Genomic DNA, 13,731 nt, shown 5'->3' on the forward strand with positions numbered 1-13,731 from the left:
AGAGTTGGTAATACTATGACGTCATCCTCTTTCAAAAAGGTGGTTAGATTACAATTCAATGCTTTGATGATGAGAACAATAAAAGGTACATTGAAACAGAAACGGAAACAGCTAGCCAGATATTCAAAACATGAAATTTTGTTTTCTGAAATAAGCACATCACCATTGTATGAGCAAGGTACACTTGATACCTATTCTTGCAATATGACGGTATTTCGTGTACAGCATTTTATTTTCCGTGTTACTGATGAAAAAATCAGTACAGCCTTAAGTGGATTATCAGAAAGGCAGAGAGCGTTTATTCTTCTCTACTATTTCAGAGATATGAGCGATAGAGAAATATCCGAGTTGTATCATATATCCCGTTCTGCGGTAGGATATACACGAAATTGTGGTTTGAGAAAACTGGAAAAACTTATGAAAGAAAGGAGCTGAGCAACGTCAAAAGATTATGGTTATCCGTCTTTTGAACTGATTTGCAGAGCGTCCAATGGTGATAAAACGGCAATTCAAGAAATTCTAGATTTTTATGACGGTTATATATCAAAGCTCTGTCTGCGTCCGTTTTATCACGATAGTGGAAAGGTCAGCATGAGGGTAGACGAAGAATGGAAAGGAGATATTCACACCGCCATGCTAAAGGCAATCTTGAAGTTTGAAATCAAGATAAAATAGTTTTATAAAAGGCTACACCGCCGGAGTGATCCAGACGTGGTGGCGGTCGTAAGACATCAAGCCATGCCAGCTTTGCTGGCAAACGGCTGGTTCACTCTGACGGTGAGGCGAGCGTTAGCGAGCCATAAAGCCCCCGTTATCTAACAAGGGGGGCACAAGTAACTGGAAACTATATTCCGCAAGGCGTAAAAATCCTTTGTTTATGCGCTGTAACAGCATTTCCAAAGTGTGATTTAAAATGCGCCTGCTTTACCATATAAATGGAATACTGCATATCTGAGGACAGTTGATTTCATATTGACTGTCCTTTTTTCATGCAACGAAACGAAAGGACGAGTGATTTATGAATAATGATTTTATACAGGAACTGAAAGAAAAGCGTGAACGCTATGGCGTATCACAGTCAAGGCTGGCGGTTGCCTGCAGTATCAGCCGTGAATACTATAACCGCATTGAAAACGGCAAGACACAGCTCACAGAAGCCTTAAAAGAGGAACTAAAGAAACAGATAGAACGCTTCAATCCAGAAGAACCGCTGTTCCTGCTCATTGATTATTTCAGAGTGCGTTTCCCTACTACGGACGCATTGACAGTAATACAGAGTGTTATGCACCTTAAAGAGAAATATTTTCTCCATGAGGACTATGGGAAATACGGCTATGAGGAAAGTTATCTCTTGGGTGATATTCAGGTCATGGTTTCCCACAATGAAGTGTTGGGTGTTCTTATGGAAATGAAAGGAAAAGGCTGTCGTCAAATGGAAAGCTATCTGCTGGCGCAGGAGCGAAGCTGGTATGATTTTATGCTGGACTGTCTGACTGCCGGCGGTGTGGTGAAGCGTCTTGACCTTGCGGTCAATGACCGTGTGGGTATCTTAAATATACCAAAACTGATTGAAAAATGGGAACGTGGCGAAGCTGTTTCCCGTTTCCGTGGGGAGAAAGGCTACAAAGGCACACAGAAAAATGGTGATGATATTCCAGAGAGCACAGGAAATACCCTCTATATCGGGTCTACAAAAAGCGAACTGTATTTCTGTCTATATGAAAAAGACCATGAACAGTACCACAAGAACGGTACAGACATGGAAACGACAGAAATCAAGAACCGTTTCGAGATACGTCTGAAGAATGAACGAGCCTATCATGCCGTTGCGGATATGCTGACCTATTATGATGTGGAGCGCACCGCCTTTTCTATCATCAATCATTATGTCCGCTTTGTTGACCGTGAGAACGGCAAGCCTAAGAGCAAGTGGAAATTAAATGCTGACTGGGCGTGGTTCATTGGGGAGCATAGGGAAAAAATAAGGCTGACTACACAGCCAGAGCCGTTCACTCTGCAAAAGGCGTTGAATTGGCTACACAGACAAGTCGCTCCGACACTGAAAATGGTGGAAGAACTGGACAAACAGAATAATACCACCATACTCCGTGATATGCTGGATAATACGGTACTAAAGGAAAAACATAAACATTTGTTACTACTGGAAAAATCAAAGCCAGAGGACAGGATAGATACCGCCGTTTCATCAGAAAATGACGGTATTTTTTGATTTCACGCAACAAAACCGCTTCTTCCGTACAGATATGAGGTGAAAGAAGAAAATTAACGATTATGAGGTTAGCAGACGGATAGTTGCTGTACCGATAGGAAGTGAAAAGAAGAAAATTCATTAGAAATTGCCAGAAATATATCTCTCATTTGTATTGATGATAGAGAGAGGAAAATGTTTGAAAGTTGGCAGTAACCGCAGTCGCTGGGTAGCTGTTAAGTGAAGAAAGATTTTTTCGCTTTTACTTGGCAGAACACCACTTCTGCCCCTGTATGGTACGAAAAGAAAAAACTTCTGAAATCTGGAAGCAAAAGACACTTTCCATTCCCTATATGGAGCGGAAAGAGGAAATCCGGTCGAGGATTGCCTGTATCTTATCTGTCATTCGTACTAATAGCGGAAAAAGAAAAGATTGTTTTCAATTTTGGGTATCAATCTTCCCTCTGCATAGCGAGTGTTAAGCGTAAAGAGGTTTTCTTCTTTCAACTGTTCTTTGACAAGTGAATACAGCAGTCAGATACGTTAGACAGCCAGCGAGCCGTAACGGGCTGGTACGCCATGACCTTTTTCCGGCAAAGCGAGCGATACCATGCCAGCGTCCATAAAAGAGAGTTTGTCACTTCTCTTAGCCATGACCTGTGTTGTCTGATAATGATACTCCCGTACAGCCACAGCCTGAACGCTAGAAACGTCGCACGCAATGGGTACGGCTACATGAGAACCATGCAGAGGTGCAAGTCCTGTGGGCGTTGACAATCGCCGTCTGACTGCTTCAACAGTCCAAAACGAAAAGAGGTGATGTGTTATTGATAAAATGACAGAAAAAGAAGATACGGGAAATGCGACAGTCAAGAAGCGTCTGGCTTATGGAAAGACACGAATTATCATAAAAGAACATTTTTCAGAGCAAGGGAAAACGATTGACGAACTGTGGACAGATGTTCTTCTGGAAAAAGCAAAGCAGACAACAGCGTGAGAAAAAGGGGCAGAGATGAAAAATATATTGAATGAGGAAAAATGCCCGTGTTATACTTTATCTGCAAGCAGGTATTGTAAACATGGGTTGGTTATAGAGGAGGATAACTGACAATGAAACAACAGATTTACAATACTGCACTTTATCTTAGGCTGAGCCGTGATGATGAATTACAGGGGGAAAGCTCCAGTATCACGACACAGAGAAGTATGCTCCGCTCCTATGCCAGAGAACACCATTTGAACGTTATTGACGAGTACATAGATGACGGGTGGTCGGGAACAAACTTTGACAGACCGGATTTTCAGCGCATGATTGCAGATATTGAAGCCGGAAAAATCAACTGTGTAGTTACAAAAGACCTCTCCCGTCTTGGCAGAAATTACATTATGACGGGGCAGTACACGGAACTGTACTTCCCCAGCCATAATGTCCGCTACATAGCGGTTGACGACGGCGTGGACAGTGAAAAAGGCGAGAGCGAAATTGCACCGTTTAAGAACATCATCAATGAGTGGGTGGCACGAGATACCAGCCGTAAAGTAAAATCTGCCTTTAAGACAAAATTTGCAGAGGGCGCACACTATGGGGCATATGCTCCGATTGGCTACAAGAAGCACCCGGAAATCAAAGGGAAGATTATCCCAGATGATGAAACAAGGTGGATTGTGGAGAAGATATTTTCACTTGCCTATCAGGGCAACGGCGGGGCGAAAATCACAAAGACGCTGATTGAAGAAAAAGTACCCACTCCCTCTTGGATAAACTACCAGAGATACGGAACATTCGCACATATCTTCGCAAATGCGCCGGAGAGCAAGCGTTACACATGGACAATAGCACAGGTCAAGACGATACTGAAAAACGAAGTCTACATAGGAAACAGCGTGCATAACAAACAGTCTACTATCTCTTTCAAGAACAAGAAGAAAGTCCGCAAGCCGGAAAGTGAATGGTTCAGAGTGGAGAATACCCATGAAGCGATCATTGACAAGGACGTGTTCTACCGTGTGCAGGAGCTTATCAAGTCCAGACGCCGACAGAGAAAGAACAAGGAAACACAGATATTCGCCGGACTTGTCAAATGCGCTGACTGTGGCTGGTCTATGAGGTTTGGGACGAATACCGCCAACAAAACGCCTTACAGCTATTACGCTTGCAGTTTTTACGGGCAGTTTGGCAAAGGTTACTGTTCTATGCACTATATCCGCTATGACGTGCTGTATCAAGCGGTACTGGAAAGACTTCAATTCTGGGCGAGAGCCGTACAGCAGGACGAGGAAATGGTCTTGAAGAAGATACAGAAAGCTGGAAACGCACAGAGATTGCAGACAAAGAAAAAAGCAGAAACGGCACTGAAAAAGGCAGAGAGCCGACAAAAAGAAGTTGACCGCTTATTCCTTAAAATGTACGAGGACAGAGCCAGCGGAAAGATAACAGAGCGTAATTTCGTCATGTTATCCAGTAAATATCAGCAGGAACAGATAGAGCTGGAAGAACAGACAGCAAGCCTAAGTGAAGAAATACGAAAAATGGAACAAGAAATGATAGGCGCAGAGAAATGGGTGGAACTCATCAAAGAAAATGCAGTACCTAAGGAACTGACCGCTACACTGCTCAATACCATGATTGAGAAAATCCTAATCCATGCGCCGGAAATAGATGATAATGGCGAAAAGACACAAGAAATCGAGATATATTATCGCTTTATCGGAAAAATTGATTAAAAATCGGATTGATATTTTTAACTAAGGGAAACCGGTCAATCTTATCCGGATTTCCAACGGCTCGTCATGCTAAGTGACTATTTCGATATGACATTAGATGAATTAGTGAAAGATATAGATGTTCAGGATGTCAGAGAGAAAAGTTTTACCGATGAGAAAGTGAACTCTATTTATTTAGATGTAGAGAACGGCAAAGCAAAAGTTAAGAAATTAGTAAAAATATTATGTTATATCATTCTCCTTATAGGAGTCTTTGTTGTTGCAGGCTTCATTCTGCATTTGCTATTTCCTGATATAGAATGGCTTTGGCAAAGAATGTAGGTATGATTCTGGAACAGGTAATTTATAAGTTGGCAAGCGAGAAAATCTGAGATTGGAGAAGGTACAACTCTTATCCAGTCAGTATTATCCTATACATAATAGTCTGGAGGTCTTCCTTTGCGAAAACCTCCAGTTTTTTCTTTTAGAAACAACTCCACCAAAAGAACATCTCAACTCCACCTGAACTCCACCTTCCTTATGTATCCTTAGAATGTTCACTTACACATGGACAACAGAACAACATAAGAAATGAGGTGAAAGAAAAATGAATTTGTGTAAACGGGCTTTTCTCTATTCCATACGGAAGAAAGGAAAGACTTTTACGCTGCTTGCGTTCCTTCTGGTCATGGCAACGCTGATGCTGACCTGCTTTTCCATCCAGTCTGCCACAGAAACGGCTAATGCCAACATCAAAAAGGCTCTTCTGGGATACTTCACAATCAATGGAAAACAGCTGGAGGGCGGGATCACAGAGGAGGTACGGGAGCAGATCCTGGGGATTGACGGACTGAGCGGCAGGTACACGCTCCGCTCTTACTCCTACGCTGAATATTGTGATGCACAGGGGAATCCTCTTGCAATCAATACGGAAGAAGCTGCTCAGATACCGGAAGGCTATGAACACGCTGGAAAGATCGTGGCCAATTCAAACTCCCAGGATGACAGCTACTTTACGGAAGGCGGGTTTGAACTGACACAGGGCGAACCGATTACCACGGAGGGCGGAAACCAGGTGTTGATCCATGAGAAATTTGCACAGAGAAACGGGCTGAGTGTAGGGGATACGATGCTGCTGAAGGATGTGGAGGGGAAGAATCGTACCATTCCGGTAACGGTGGCCGGGATCTTTACCAATACCAAAGAACAGGACTCTATCGGCATTGCACCGTCCTATGATCTCTACGACAATATTGTATTTACAGACCTGTCCACAGCCGCCAGCCTGCTCTATGGAACAGAAGACGGAGCAAGTGTACAGTATGGGGATTTTTATGTGGATAATCCGGATGAGCTTGAGCGCATCATGGATGAGGTAAAGGATATTCCGGGTGTAGCATGGGAGGACTGTACGCTCACACGCTATGACAACGACTACCAGAACGCAAAGGAGTCCTTGGAAGGCCTGCAGAATATCGTGTTTATTGCCATTGCGGTGGTATCTGTGATCTGCTTCCTGGTGCTGGCACTATTCCTGACGCTGCGCCTCCGGGGACGCATCCATGAAACCGGTATCTATCTGGCGATGGGAATCTCAAAAGGCTCGGTTTTGTTGCAGTATCTGCTGGAGGTGGTTCTTGTGGCGGCCATCGCCCTTGTAATCTCCTTTGGCACCAGCACCGTCATTTCCCATCAGATCGGGAGCAGCCTGCTCTCTCAGGTAACAAGCGAAACCTATGAAACGGTGGATTTGACAGGGGAAAACGAAGCTGCGGAAGAACCCGCCGAGGATTTGAACCTTTCCGAGATTGAGGTGGCAGTCTCCGGGAGAGATTACGCAATGGTCTGGGGATTTGGCATGGTACTGTGTGTGGCCTCTACTGCACTGGCGGCCTATCCCATTATGAAGATGAAACCCAAGAGTATCTTGTCGCAGATGAGTTAAGGAGGTGCAGGCGATATGAACTTAGGATTACGGGCGCTTTTATACACGGCCCGGAAATGGAAAAAGACGCTGTTGGTATTCTGCCTGATTTTATCAATCAGTACCCTGGTATTGTCAGGGCTTGCTATTGCAGACGCACAGGAAGAGCAGACAGAGGAAGTCCGGGGAACCACCGGAGCCAGCTTTACCGTCCAGAGGGATATATCTACAGGGGGCTGGTCAAGCGGAAGCGGCGGTTCTTACAGCACACAGGAATTTATGACCGAGGACATGATCCGGGAGATTGCCTCGGTGGACGGCATCCAGGGATATGACGCTTCCCTGATTACATTGCCACAGATCTTTAATGCCGACGGGGAATCTCTGGAACACGAAAATTACGGTTTTTATAACTATGGTTCCTACAACTCACAGTATCATGAGTTGTTCTTGTCCGGGCGGTTTGAACTGGTGGAAGGAACCCATATCACAGATGACATGTCAAATGGCATCATGATCAGCAAAGAGCTGGCGGAGTGGAATGGATTGAAGGTTGGAGATACACTGACTGGAATCTATTACCCGGAGAACAACACGCCTGCAGTGGATATGGAAATCGTAGGCATCTTTGATGTGGTGGCTGATAAAGAGGACCAAGTGAATATGTATGATGACTCCTCTTATTACGATTATTCCAGCTATGTATTCTGTAGCATGGAGGCTGCGGAAGGATTGATAAAGGGCTGGGGAGAGGACGGTGATGGGATTTCCGAAGCCTATTTCTATGTTACGGATGCCGCCCAGTTAGATAATGTGATCAAAGACGTGCAGAACATATCCTCCATTAACTGGAATAACTATACTATCACGTCCAATGATGAGGTATACCAGAACATTTCCAGCGCACTCTCTGACACCGGCACCTTGATTACCACGCTGATTGTCGTGATTACGGTTGTGAGTATGGTACTGATCACGCTTATCCTTTTCATGTCTGTCAGAAGCCGTAAAAGAGAGACTGGAATTTTATTGGCAGTGGGAATTGCAAAGCCTGCAGTTGTCTTGCAGTATCTGCTGGAAACGTTGCTGATTGCTGTACCAGCCTTCCCTTTGGCTTATGTATGCAGTCGGCAGGTGGCTGGCACTCTGGGAACGCTGTTTGGGAAAACGGCAGAAAATGTGATTGTCACGCCAGAGCATTTTATGTCGGTGACTATTGCAGGGGGTATCCTGCTGATCATGGCAGTGCTGCTGTCTGGGATTCCAACGATGCGTTTGAAGCCAAGACAGATCTTATCCCAGATGGAGTAAAGCATTCTGGTGATATGTCAAGAACTTTTTGAAGATGATTTTGATGTGTTTTTCAGAAAAAGGGTAACTTTAATAGACCTTCGGTATGTATTTCAAAAAACCGAATGTCAGTTCGGTTCAATATTATATTCGGCGTCCAGCTTTTCGCCGGTGTACAGTTGGTTTTTGGCCAGCAATCCAAAAACGAGTCGTACGAATTTACGAGATGTAAGCGCGAGTGCTCTTTTGTGCTGATGTTTGGATACCTCAGCATATTTTCTGGCATAGAAGTCAGCATATTCAGGGATGTGCTTCCTGACGCTGTTTGCCGCTTCGCCAAGATAGTAGCGAAGATAGGGATTCCCGGCTTTCGACATTTGGTTATCCTCAGAAATGAAATCCCCGGAATCCCCTTTAGGCCAGTAAAGGCCGGCATATTTGGCAAGAGCATCGGACGAATGAAACGCTGTGATATCGCCGATTTCTGACAGGATCCCGGATGCCCATACCGGACCGATTCCGGGTATGGATTGAAGGATGATCAGGGCGTTTGTGTTCATTCCCTTGATGCATTTGTCAATCGCCTGCTCGATCAGCCTGATTTCTTTCTGATAGGCCTGGATGCAGTTAAACGAGCTTGCCAGTGAGATGTTCAGTGGTTCGTACATGCACTTGTCCAAGCGGTAGGAATCTCTGGCCGCCTTCCGCAAAAGCTCGGAAGTTTTGGATAGGTCAGAGATGCGGTTCCTGCTCTTTTGTGCAAGGAAGGCAAGCAGATCCTCTTCCGGCATATCGATGATTTCCTGCGGAGACAGGAATTCCGTCAGGACGGCTGAGGAAGTGGCCCCATAGAGATTGCCAAAGGGCTTGTCATCCCCTTCCAGGAGCTGAAGCTCGCTGAACTTCAGATAAAGATTCGAGACCATGTAGGTCTTCTCTCTGGTGATGCACTCAGAAAGGTGCATACGGTGCCTTGTCAAACGTTTCAGGGCAATAAACTGCCCGCCGCGCCATGGTTCCAGCTTTTTGGTACGGCCTACCCTTCCAAAGTCCGCAATGAGATAGGCATCTGTGGGATCGGTTTTTTCCATTCCGATATAGGACTTGCGGTAGTTCGCAGTGGTCTTTGGGTTTACACAGAAGACGTAAGGCTTGTAGGGCATGAGGACCTCGCTGGAAGCCAGGAAGTTTGAAATATGGACGCTGTACACAGAAGTAGATTCCAGGACGATAAGAAGCGTATCCAGATTTTTATGCTTCTGCATACATGCGGCGATCCTATTTACAAGCTCATCAGCCCCCGGCTGATTATTGCCAAAGGATGTTGAGAGATATTTGTTTTCCTCAAAGTCCATGGCGTAGACAGAATTGGTTTTTGAGCTTACATCAATACCAACAAACAAGGTGGACATATAGTTGATCTTTACCATGATATCACCTCCATTCCGATAAGGATTTGTGAAGTCTGAAGCAAAAGGTTTATCCTGCGCTGCATACGGTGACCGAACCCTCGCGTAATGAGCATGCACCCAGTCAGCCATTCTTGCTGGGGCTAACGGCTGGGGATGAAACTTCTGTGTCAGCGGAATGTGCCGTATGAGCCAGGCTGAATGCTTTCGAAGCAGTCGCGGACAAAGCCGGCTGAAAGGAGGTTGAGCAGTGCCTTCGGACATCAGACTCTGCCTGATATCATACCACAGGATCTACCTATATGGAAATGTAACTATCAACTGTATAGATGGGAATCAGGATGAGGGGAGTACCTCTTAGAAGTCCTTACCATCTATACCAAAAAAGAATAAGTCTGTAAGCTGTTTTTCTTGCTTACAAACTTATTATACGAGGAGGTACAGGATGAATTTAGGAATACGGGCCTTTTTATATACGGCTCGGAAATGGAAAAAGTCATTACTTTTGTTCTGCTTACTGTTGTCCATTACGACGCTTGTATTATCTGGACTGGCGATTGCTGATGCTCAGGAGAAGCAGACCGAGGAAATGCGTGGAACAACCGGAGCCAGCTTTACTGTGGAGAGAAATCTGTCTACAGGTGGATGGACAAGTGGAACCTATGGTTCTTATAGTACGCAGGAATTTATTACGGATGAAATGCTTCAAGAGATTTCTTCAATAGACGGGATTTCTGGATATGATGCCTCAATTGTTTCCATGCCTACACTGTATCAGGATCAGAAGGTGCAGAGTACCAGTTGCCCTGTTCATTCATTTTGTGATTGGAATAGTGAACAGCAGGGAAAAGAAAAGCTGATTACCAATGGTAAAGTTCACGATTTCTATACCTATGGTTCTGTCAATACAGAGTATAATGATTTATTTGTATCAGGACGGTTTAAACTGGTGGAGGGCTCCCACATTACGGAGGATGTGGCTAATGGACTTATCATCAACCGGGAACGTGCTGAGGTAAATGACCTTGAAATCGGAGATACATTAGAAGGAAGAATTGATCCTTACGGTGAGGATCCGGTCATCGAAATGGAAATCATAGGCTTTTTTGACATTGTAGCTGACAAAGATGATGAGGCCAATATGCTTGACGATTCTACCATGTGGGACTACACCGATTATGCTTTTTGCAGCATTAACGCCATGAAAGAGATGGCAGTAAACTATGAAGATGGTAGCAAAATACGGGAAGCAGATTTTTATGTTTCGGATGCCGTTGAACTAAACAACGTGATTGAGGAAGTAAAGAACATTTCTTCAATTAACTGGAACAATTTTATTATTACAGCCAATGATGAAGTGTATCAGAATATCTCCAGTTCCCTTTCTGACACGGAAACTTTGATCACTACACTGATCGTTGTTATTACTGTAGTGAGTATGGTGCTGATTATCCTCATCCTGTCAATGTCCACCCGCAGCCGAAAGAGAGAAACCGGCATCCTGTTGGCAGTGGGGATTGCCAAACCTGCAGTGATTCTCCAATATGTGCTGGAAACGCTGCTGATTGCGGTGGTGGCCTTTCCGCTGGCTTACCTCTCCAGCAAGCAGGTGGCAGGCGTCCTGGGAACGCTATTTGGCAAGGCATCAGAAAGTGTAATCGTTCAGCCAGAGCATTTTGTGTTGGTTGCTGTCGGGGGCGGTATTCTGCTGATTACAGCAGTTCTGATATCCAGCATCTCGGCGATGCGTTTGAAGCCGAGACAGATCTTATCCCAGATGGAATAAAGGAGACGAGATATGAATCACAAAACGAATTTAGGAATACGGGCGGTTTTACATACCGTCCGAAAATGGAAAAAGACGTTGCTGCTTTTCTGCCTGCTTCTCTTTATTACGACTCTGGTGTTGTCAGGGATGGCGATTGCAGATGCACAAGAGGAGCAGTCGGAGGAACTGCGGGGCGTGACAGGTGCCAGTTTTACTGTTAATGCCAACAATGGCTATACCTTGCAGCCTGTCACGGATGAGATGATTGAGGAAATCGCTGCGATTGACGGTGTAGAATCCTATAACACTTCCCATTGGACAATCGTAAATCTCTATAATCAGGATACTTTGATGAAAGGGACAGATGAACGAGAATATGTAGCAGACCTTTTTTATGGTTCAGGCTGCTTTGATTCGGAGTATTCTCCGCTGTTTCTTAGTGGAGCCTTGCGTTTAACAGAAGGCCGCCATGTAACGGAGGGTAATAGTGGAATCATTTTGTATGAAGGCTTGGCTGAGAAATATGGATTGTCCCTTGGCGATACTCTCGAAATTAAAAACGGGAATCCAGGCGACCCGCTGGTGGAATGTGAAATTGCCGGTTTGTTTGAGGTCATTGCGGATGATAATGACGAACAGGCAACGATGGCAAGGCCCTCGACCTTTTATGATTATGAGGAATATGTCTTTGTGGATATGGATACCATGTCCGCTATCTCTGCGCCTTATACGGCAAGCGAAGGGAATGGGATTACATCCGTAGATTTCTTCGTTTCTGACGCGGCGAAGCTGGAGAGTATTGTTCAGGAAGTCCAGAACAACACCTCCATCGACTGGAACTCCTACTACATCACGGTAAACAACGAAGTATATGAGCGTATTTCCAGCTCTCTCTCGGATACCAGCACTTTGGTTACAACACTGATTGTAATGATTACCGTGGTAAGCATGGTACTGATCATCCTGATCCTTTTCATGTCTATCCGAAGCCGCAAACGGGAAATCGGGATCCTGCTGGCAGTGGGGATTGAAAAGTACGCAGTCCTATTGCAGCAAATGCTGGAGATTTGCCTGGTTGCTATAGCAGCATTTCCACTGGCATATCTGGCAAGCCGGGAAATGGCGGGGACTCTAGGAACACTGTTTGGAAAGGCGGCTGAGAACGTCATTGTTACGCCCCAGCATTTTGTTCTGGTCACAGCTGCCGGAGTGGGATTGCTTATCATAGCGGTACTGGTGTCTTGTATCCCGGTCATGCGGATGCAACCGAAAGCCATCTTGTCACAGATGGAGTAAAGAAATAGAAAAGAAACGAGGTAAACAGTATGAGCATCATGGAAGTAAAAAACGTAGGGTATACCTACGATAATCGAAGAAAAGTATTGCGTGGCATAAATGTCCAGATGGAGCAGGGAAAGCTCTATGCGATCCTTGGCCCGTCCGGTTGTGGGAAGACTACGCTTTTGTCCCTGATCGGCGGCCTGGACAGCCCGACCAGCGGGCAGATCTTATTCGAGGACCAGGATATTGCGAAGACAGGGCTTTCCGACCACCGGAAGAATCATGTGTCTTTCATTTTCCAGGCATACAACCTGATCGACTATCTGAATCCAAAGGAAAATGTAGCCCTCACCTCCAAGCTGCCGCCGCTTCCCATCCTGGAGCGGCTGGGGCTGACAAAAGAAGAGGCAAAGCGCAACGTATTGAAACTCTCCGGCGGACAGCAGCAGCGTGTGGCTATTGCACGGGCTCTGGCCAGTGAGGCGCCGGTCATTCTTGCCGATGAGCCTACCGGAAATCTGGATGAGGATACGGCACGGGATATTACGGAGATCCTCAAAGAAAGCGCCCACAAGATGAATAAGTGTGTGGTCGTAGTTACACACTCGAATGAGCTGGCGAAGCAGGCAGATGTGATATGCAGGCTGAAACGGGGAGAACTCCAGGTTCTGGACCGGATATCGGACACACCGAAGGCACGGAATGGAAGGAGGGGAAGGTAATGAGACGGATTTCATCCCCTGGATCCATCCATAAGGGAAAAATGCTTTCTGCAGTGTTTTACATCCTCGCACTGATCCTGCTAGTTACAGCGGTAACGGCATTGGCTGCCTGCCACAAGAATATTTCCCTGCAGTTGGAGCAGGGCGTTCCCGTAGCCGGAAATGAACTGGCAATCGTGAATCTTTATTTATCCAGTTGTGTGCAGTATTTTGCGCTTTCAGCAATCCTGATCTTTTGCGGATATGTGCTTCCGAGAGTTGCTGCGCAAAAGCTGGATTTACAGCCGGAAGCATCGTCTCCCATGCTTAACGGGCCAATAGAGGCTGTGTCTGAAGAAGCAGATGGCTCCAGGCAGGAAACGGAAGATACTGATTTTGAGGAATGGGGATTTAAAGAAAGGGAGCCGGAATGATCCATGCAGGCA

The 13,731-nt window shown here is 45.5% G+C and carries 13 protein-coding genes; 12 read left to right on the forward strand and 1 reads right to left on the reverse strand.

From position 1 onward, the window contains the following. Nucleotides 1-66 precede the first annotated feature (66 nt). The 8 genes from B5G33_RS03180 to B5G33_RS03220 all read left to right on the forward strand — a co-directional run bounded on the left by B5G33_RS03180 (nucleotide 67) and on the right by B5G33_RS03220 (nucleotide 8,147). On the forward strand, nucleotides 67-435 hold the full coding sequence (locus B5G33_RS03180; RefSeq protein WP_242974478.1) for a sigma-70 family RNA polymerase sigma factor: 369 nt from the start codon (nucleotides 67-69) through the stop codon (nucleotides 433-435). Nucleotides 436-474: 39 nt separating this feature from the next. Beyond that, nucleotides 475-675: a helix-turn-helix domain-containing protein gene (locus B5G33_RS03185; protein WP_435753512.1), complete on the forward strand. Its 201-nt coding sequence runs from the start codon at nucleotides 475-477 to the stop codon at nucleotides 673-675. Between the two features lie 343 nt (nucleotides 676-1,018). Then, nucleotides 1,019-2,230 carry a replication initiation factor domain-containing protein gene (locus B5G33_RS03190; protein ID WP_087255194.1) on the forward strand — a complete coding sequence of 404 codons (1,212 nt, stop codon included), beginning with the start codon at nucleotides 1,019-1,021 and terminating at the stop codon, nucleotides 2,228-2,230. An 814-nt stretch (nucleotides 2,231-3,044) separates the two neighbouring features. Further along, the gene (locus B5G33_RS22555; protein WP_164475145.1) at nucleotides 3,045-3,206 is read left to right on the forward strand and encodes a hypothetical protein; all 162 of its coding nucleotides are present in this window, start codon (nucleotides 3,045-3,047) and stop codon (nucleotides 3,204-3,206) included. 113 nt (nucleotides 3,207-3,319) lie between these two features. Then, nucleotides 3,320-4,933: a recombinase family protein gene (locus B5G33_RS03205; protein WP_087416712.1), complete on the forward strand. Its 1,614-nt coding sequence runs from the start codon at nucleotides 3,320-3,322 to the stop codon at nucleotides 4,931-4,933. An 87-nt stretch (nucleotides 4,934-5,020) separates the two neighbouring features. Further along, nucleotides 5,021-5,254: a hypothetical protein gene (locus B5G33_RS21850; protein ID WP_015573184.1), complete on the forward strand. Its 234-nt coding sequence runs from the start codon at nucleotides 5,021-5,023 to the stop codon at nucleotides 5,252-5,254. A 265-nt stretch (nucleotides 5,255-5,519) separates the two neighbouring features. Then, a complete protein-coding gene (locus B5G33_RS03215) occupies nucleotides 5,520-6,857 on the forward strand; it encodes an ABC transporter permease (RefSeq protein WP_087416713.1) in 1,338 nt (445 codons plus the stop codon). A 15-nt stretch (nucleotides 6,858-6,872) separates the two neighbouring features. Further along, nucleotides 6,873-8,147, forward strand: coding sequence for an ABC transporter permease (locus tag B5G33_RS03220; RefSeq protein WP_087416714.1), 1,275 nt, complete (start codon nucleotides 6,873-6,875; stop codon nucleotides 8,145-8,147). 107 nt (nucleotides 8,148-8,254) lie between these two features. Here the strand turns inward: B5G33_RS03220 and B5G33_RS03225 are convergent, their stop codons facing one another. Then, nucleotides 8,255-9,556 (reverse strand): IS110 family transposase, encoded by a 1,302-nt coding sequence (locus B5G33_RS03225; protein ID WP_087308839.1) that lies wholly within the window; start codon nucleotides 9,554-9,556, stop codon nucleotides 8,255-8,257. A gap of 424 nt (nucleotides 9,557-9,980) precedes the next feature. Here B5G33_RS03225 and B5G33_RS03230 point away from each other — a divergent pair, with 424 nt between their 5' ends. The 4 genes from B5G33_RS03230 to B5G33_RS03245 are packed head-to-tail and all read left to right on the forward strand — an operon-like array spanning nucleotide 9,981 to nucleotide 13,719. Further along, nucleotides 9,981-11,321, forward strand: a complete 1,341-nt coding sequence (locus tag B5G33_RS03230; protein WP_087416715.1) for an ABC transporter permease — start codon at nucleotides 9,981-9,983, stop codon at nucleotides 11,319-11,321. A gap of 12 nt (nucleotides 11,322-11,333) precedes the next feature. Next, on the forward strand, nucleotides 11,334-12,599 hold the full coding sequence (locus B5G33_RS03235) for an ABC transporter permease (protein ID WP_087416716.1): 1,266 nt from the start codon (nucleotides 11,334-11,336) through the stop codon (nucleotides 12,597-12,599). A 29-nt stretch (nucleotides 12,600-12,628) separates the two neighbouring features. Then, nucleotides 12,629-13,306: an ABC transporter ATP-binding protein gene (locus B5G33_RS03240; RefSeq protein WP_087162298.1), complete on the forward strand. Its 678-nt coding sequence runs from the start codon at nucleotides 12,629-12,631 to the stop codon at nucleotides 13,304-13,306. Beyond that, nucleotides 13,306-13,719, forward strand: coding sequence for a hypothetical protein (locus B5G33_RS03245; RefSeq protein ID WP_087317316.1), 414 nt, complete (start codon nucleotides 13,306-13,308; stop codon nucleotides 13,717-13,719). The genes B5G33_RS03240 and B5G33_RS03245 overlap by 1 nt, the downstream gene beginning before the upstream one ends. Nucleotides 13,720-13,731: the final 12 nt, after the last annotated feature.

This window comes from Blautia sp. An81, assembly GCF_002161285.1.
GTDB classification, from domain to species: domain Bacteria; phylum Bacillota; class Clostridia; order Lachnospirales; family Lachnospiraceae; genus Blautia; species Blautia ornithocaccae.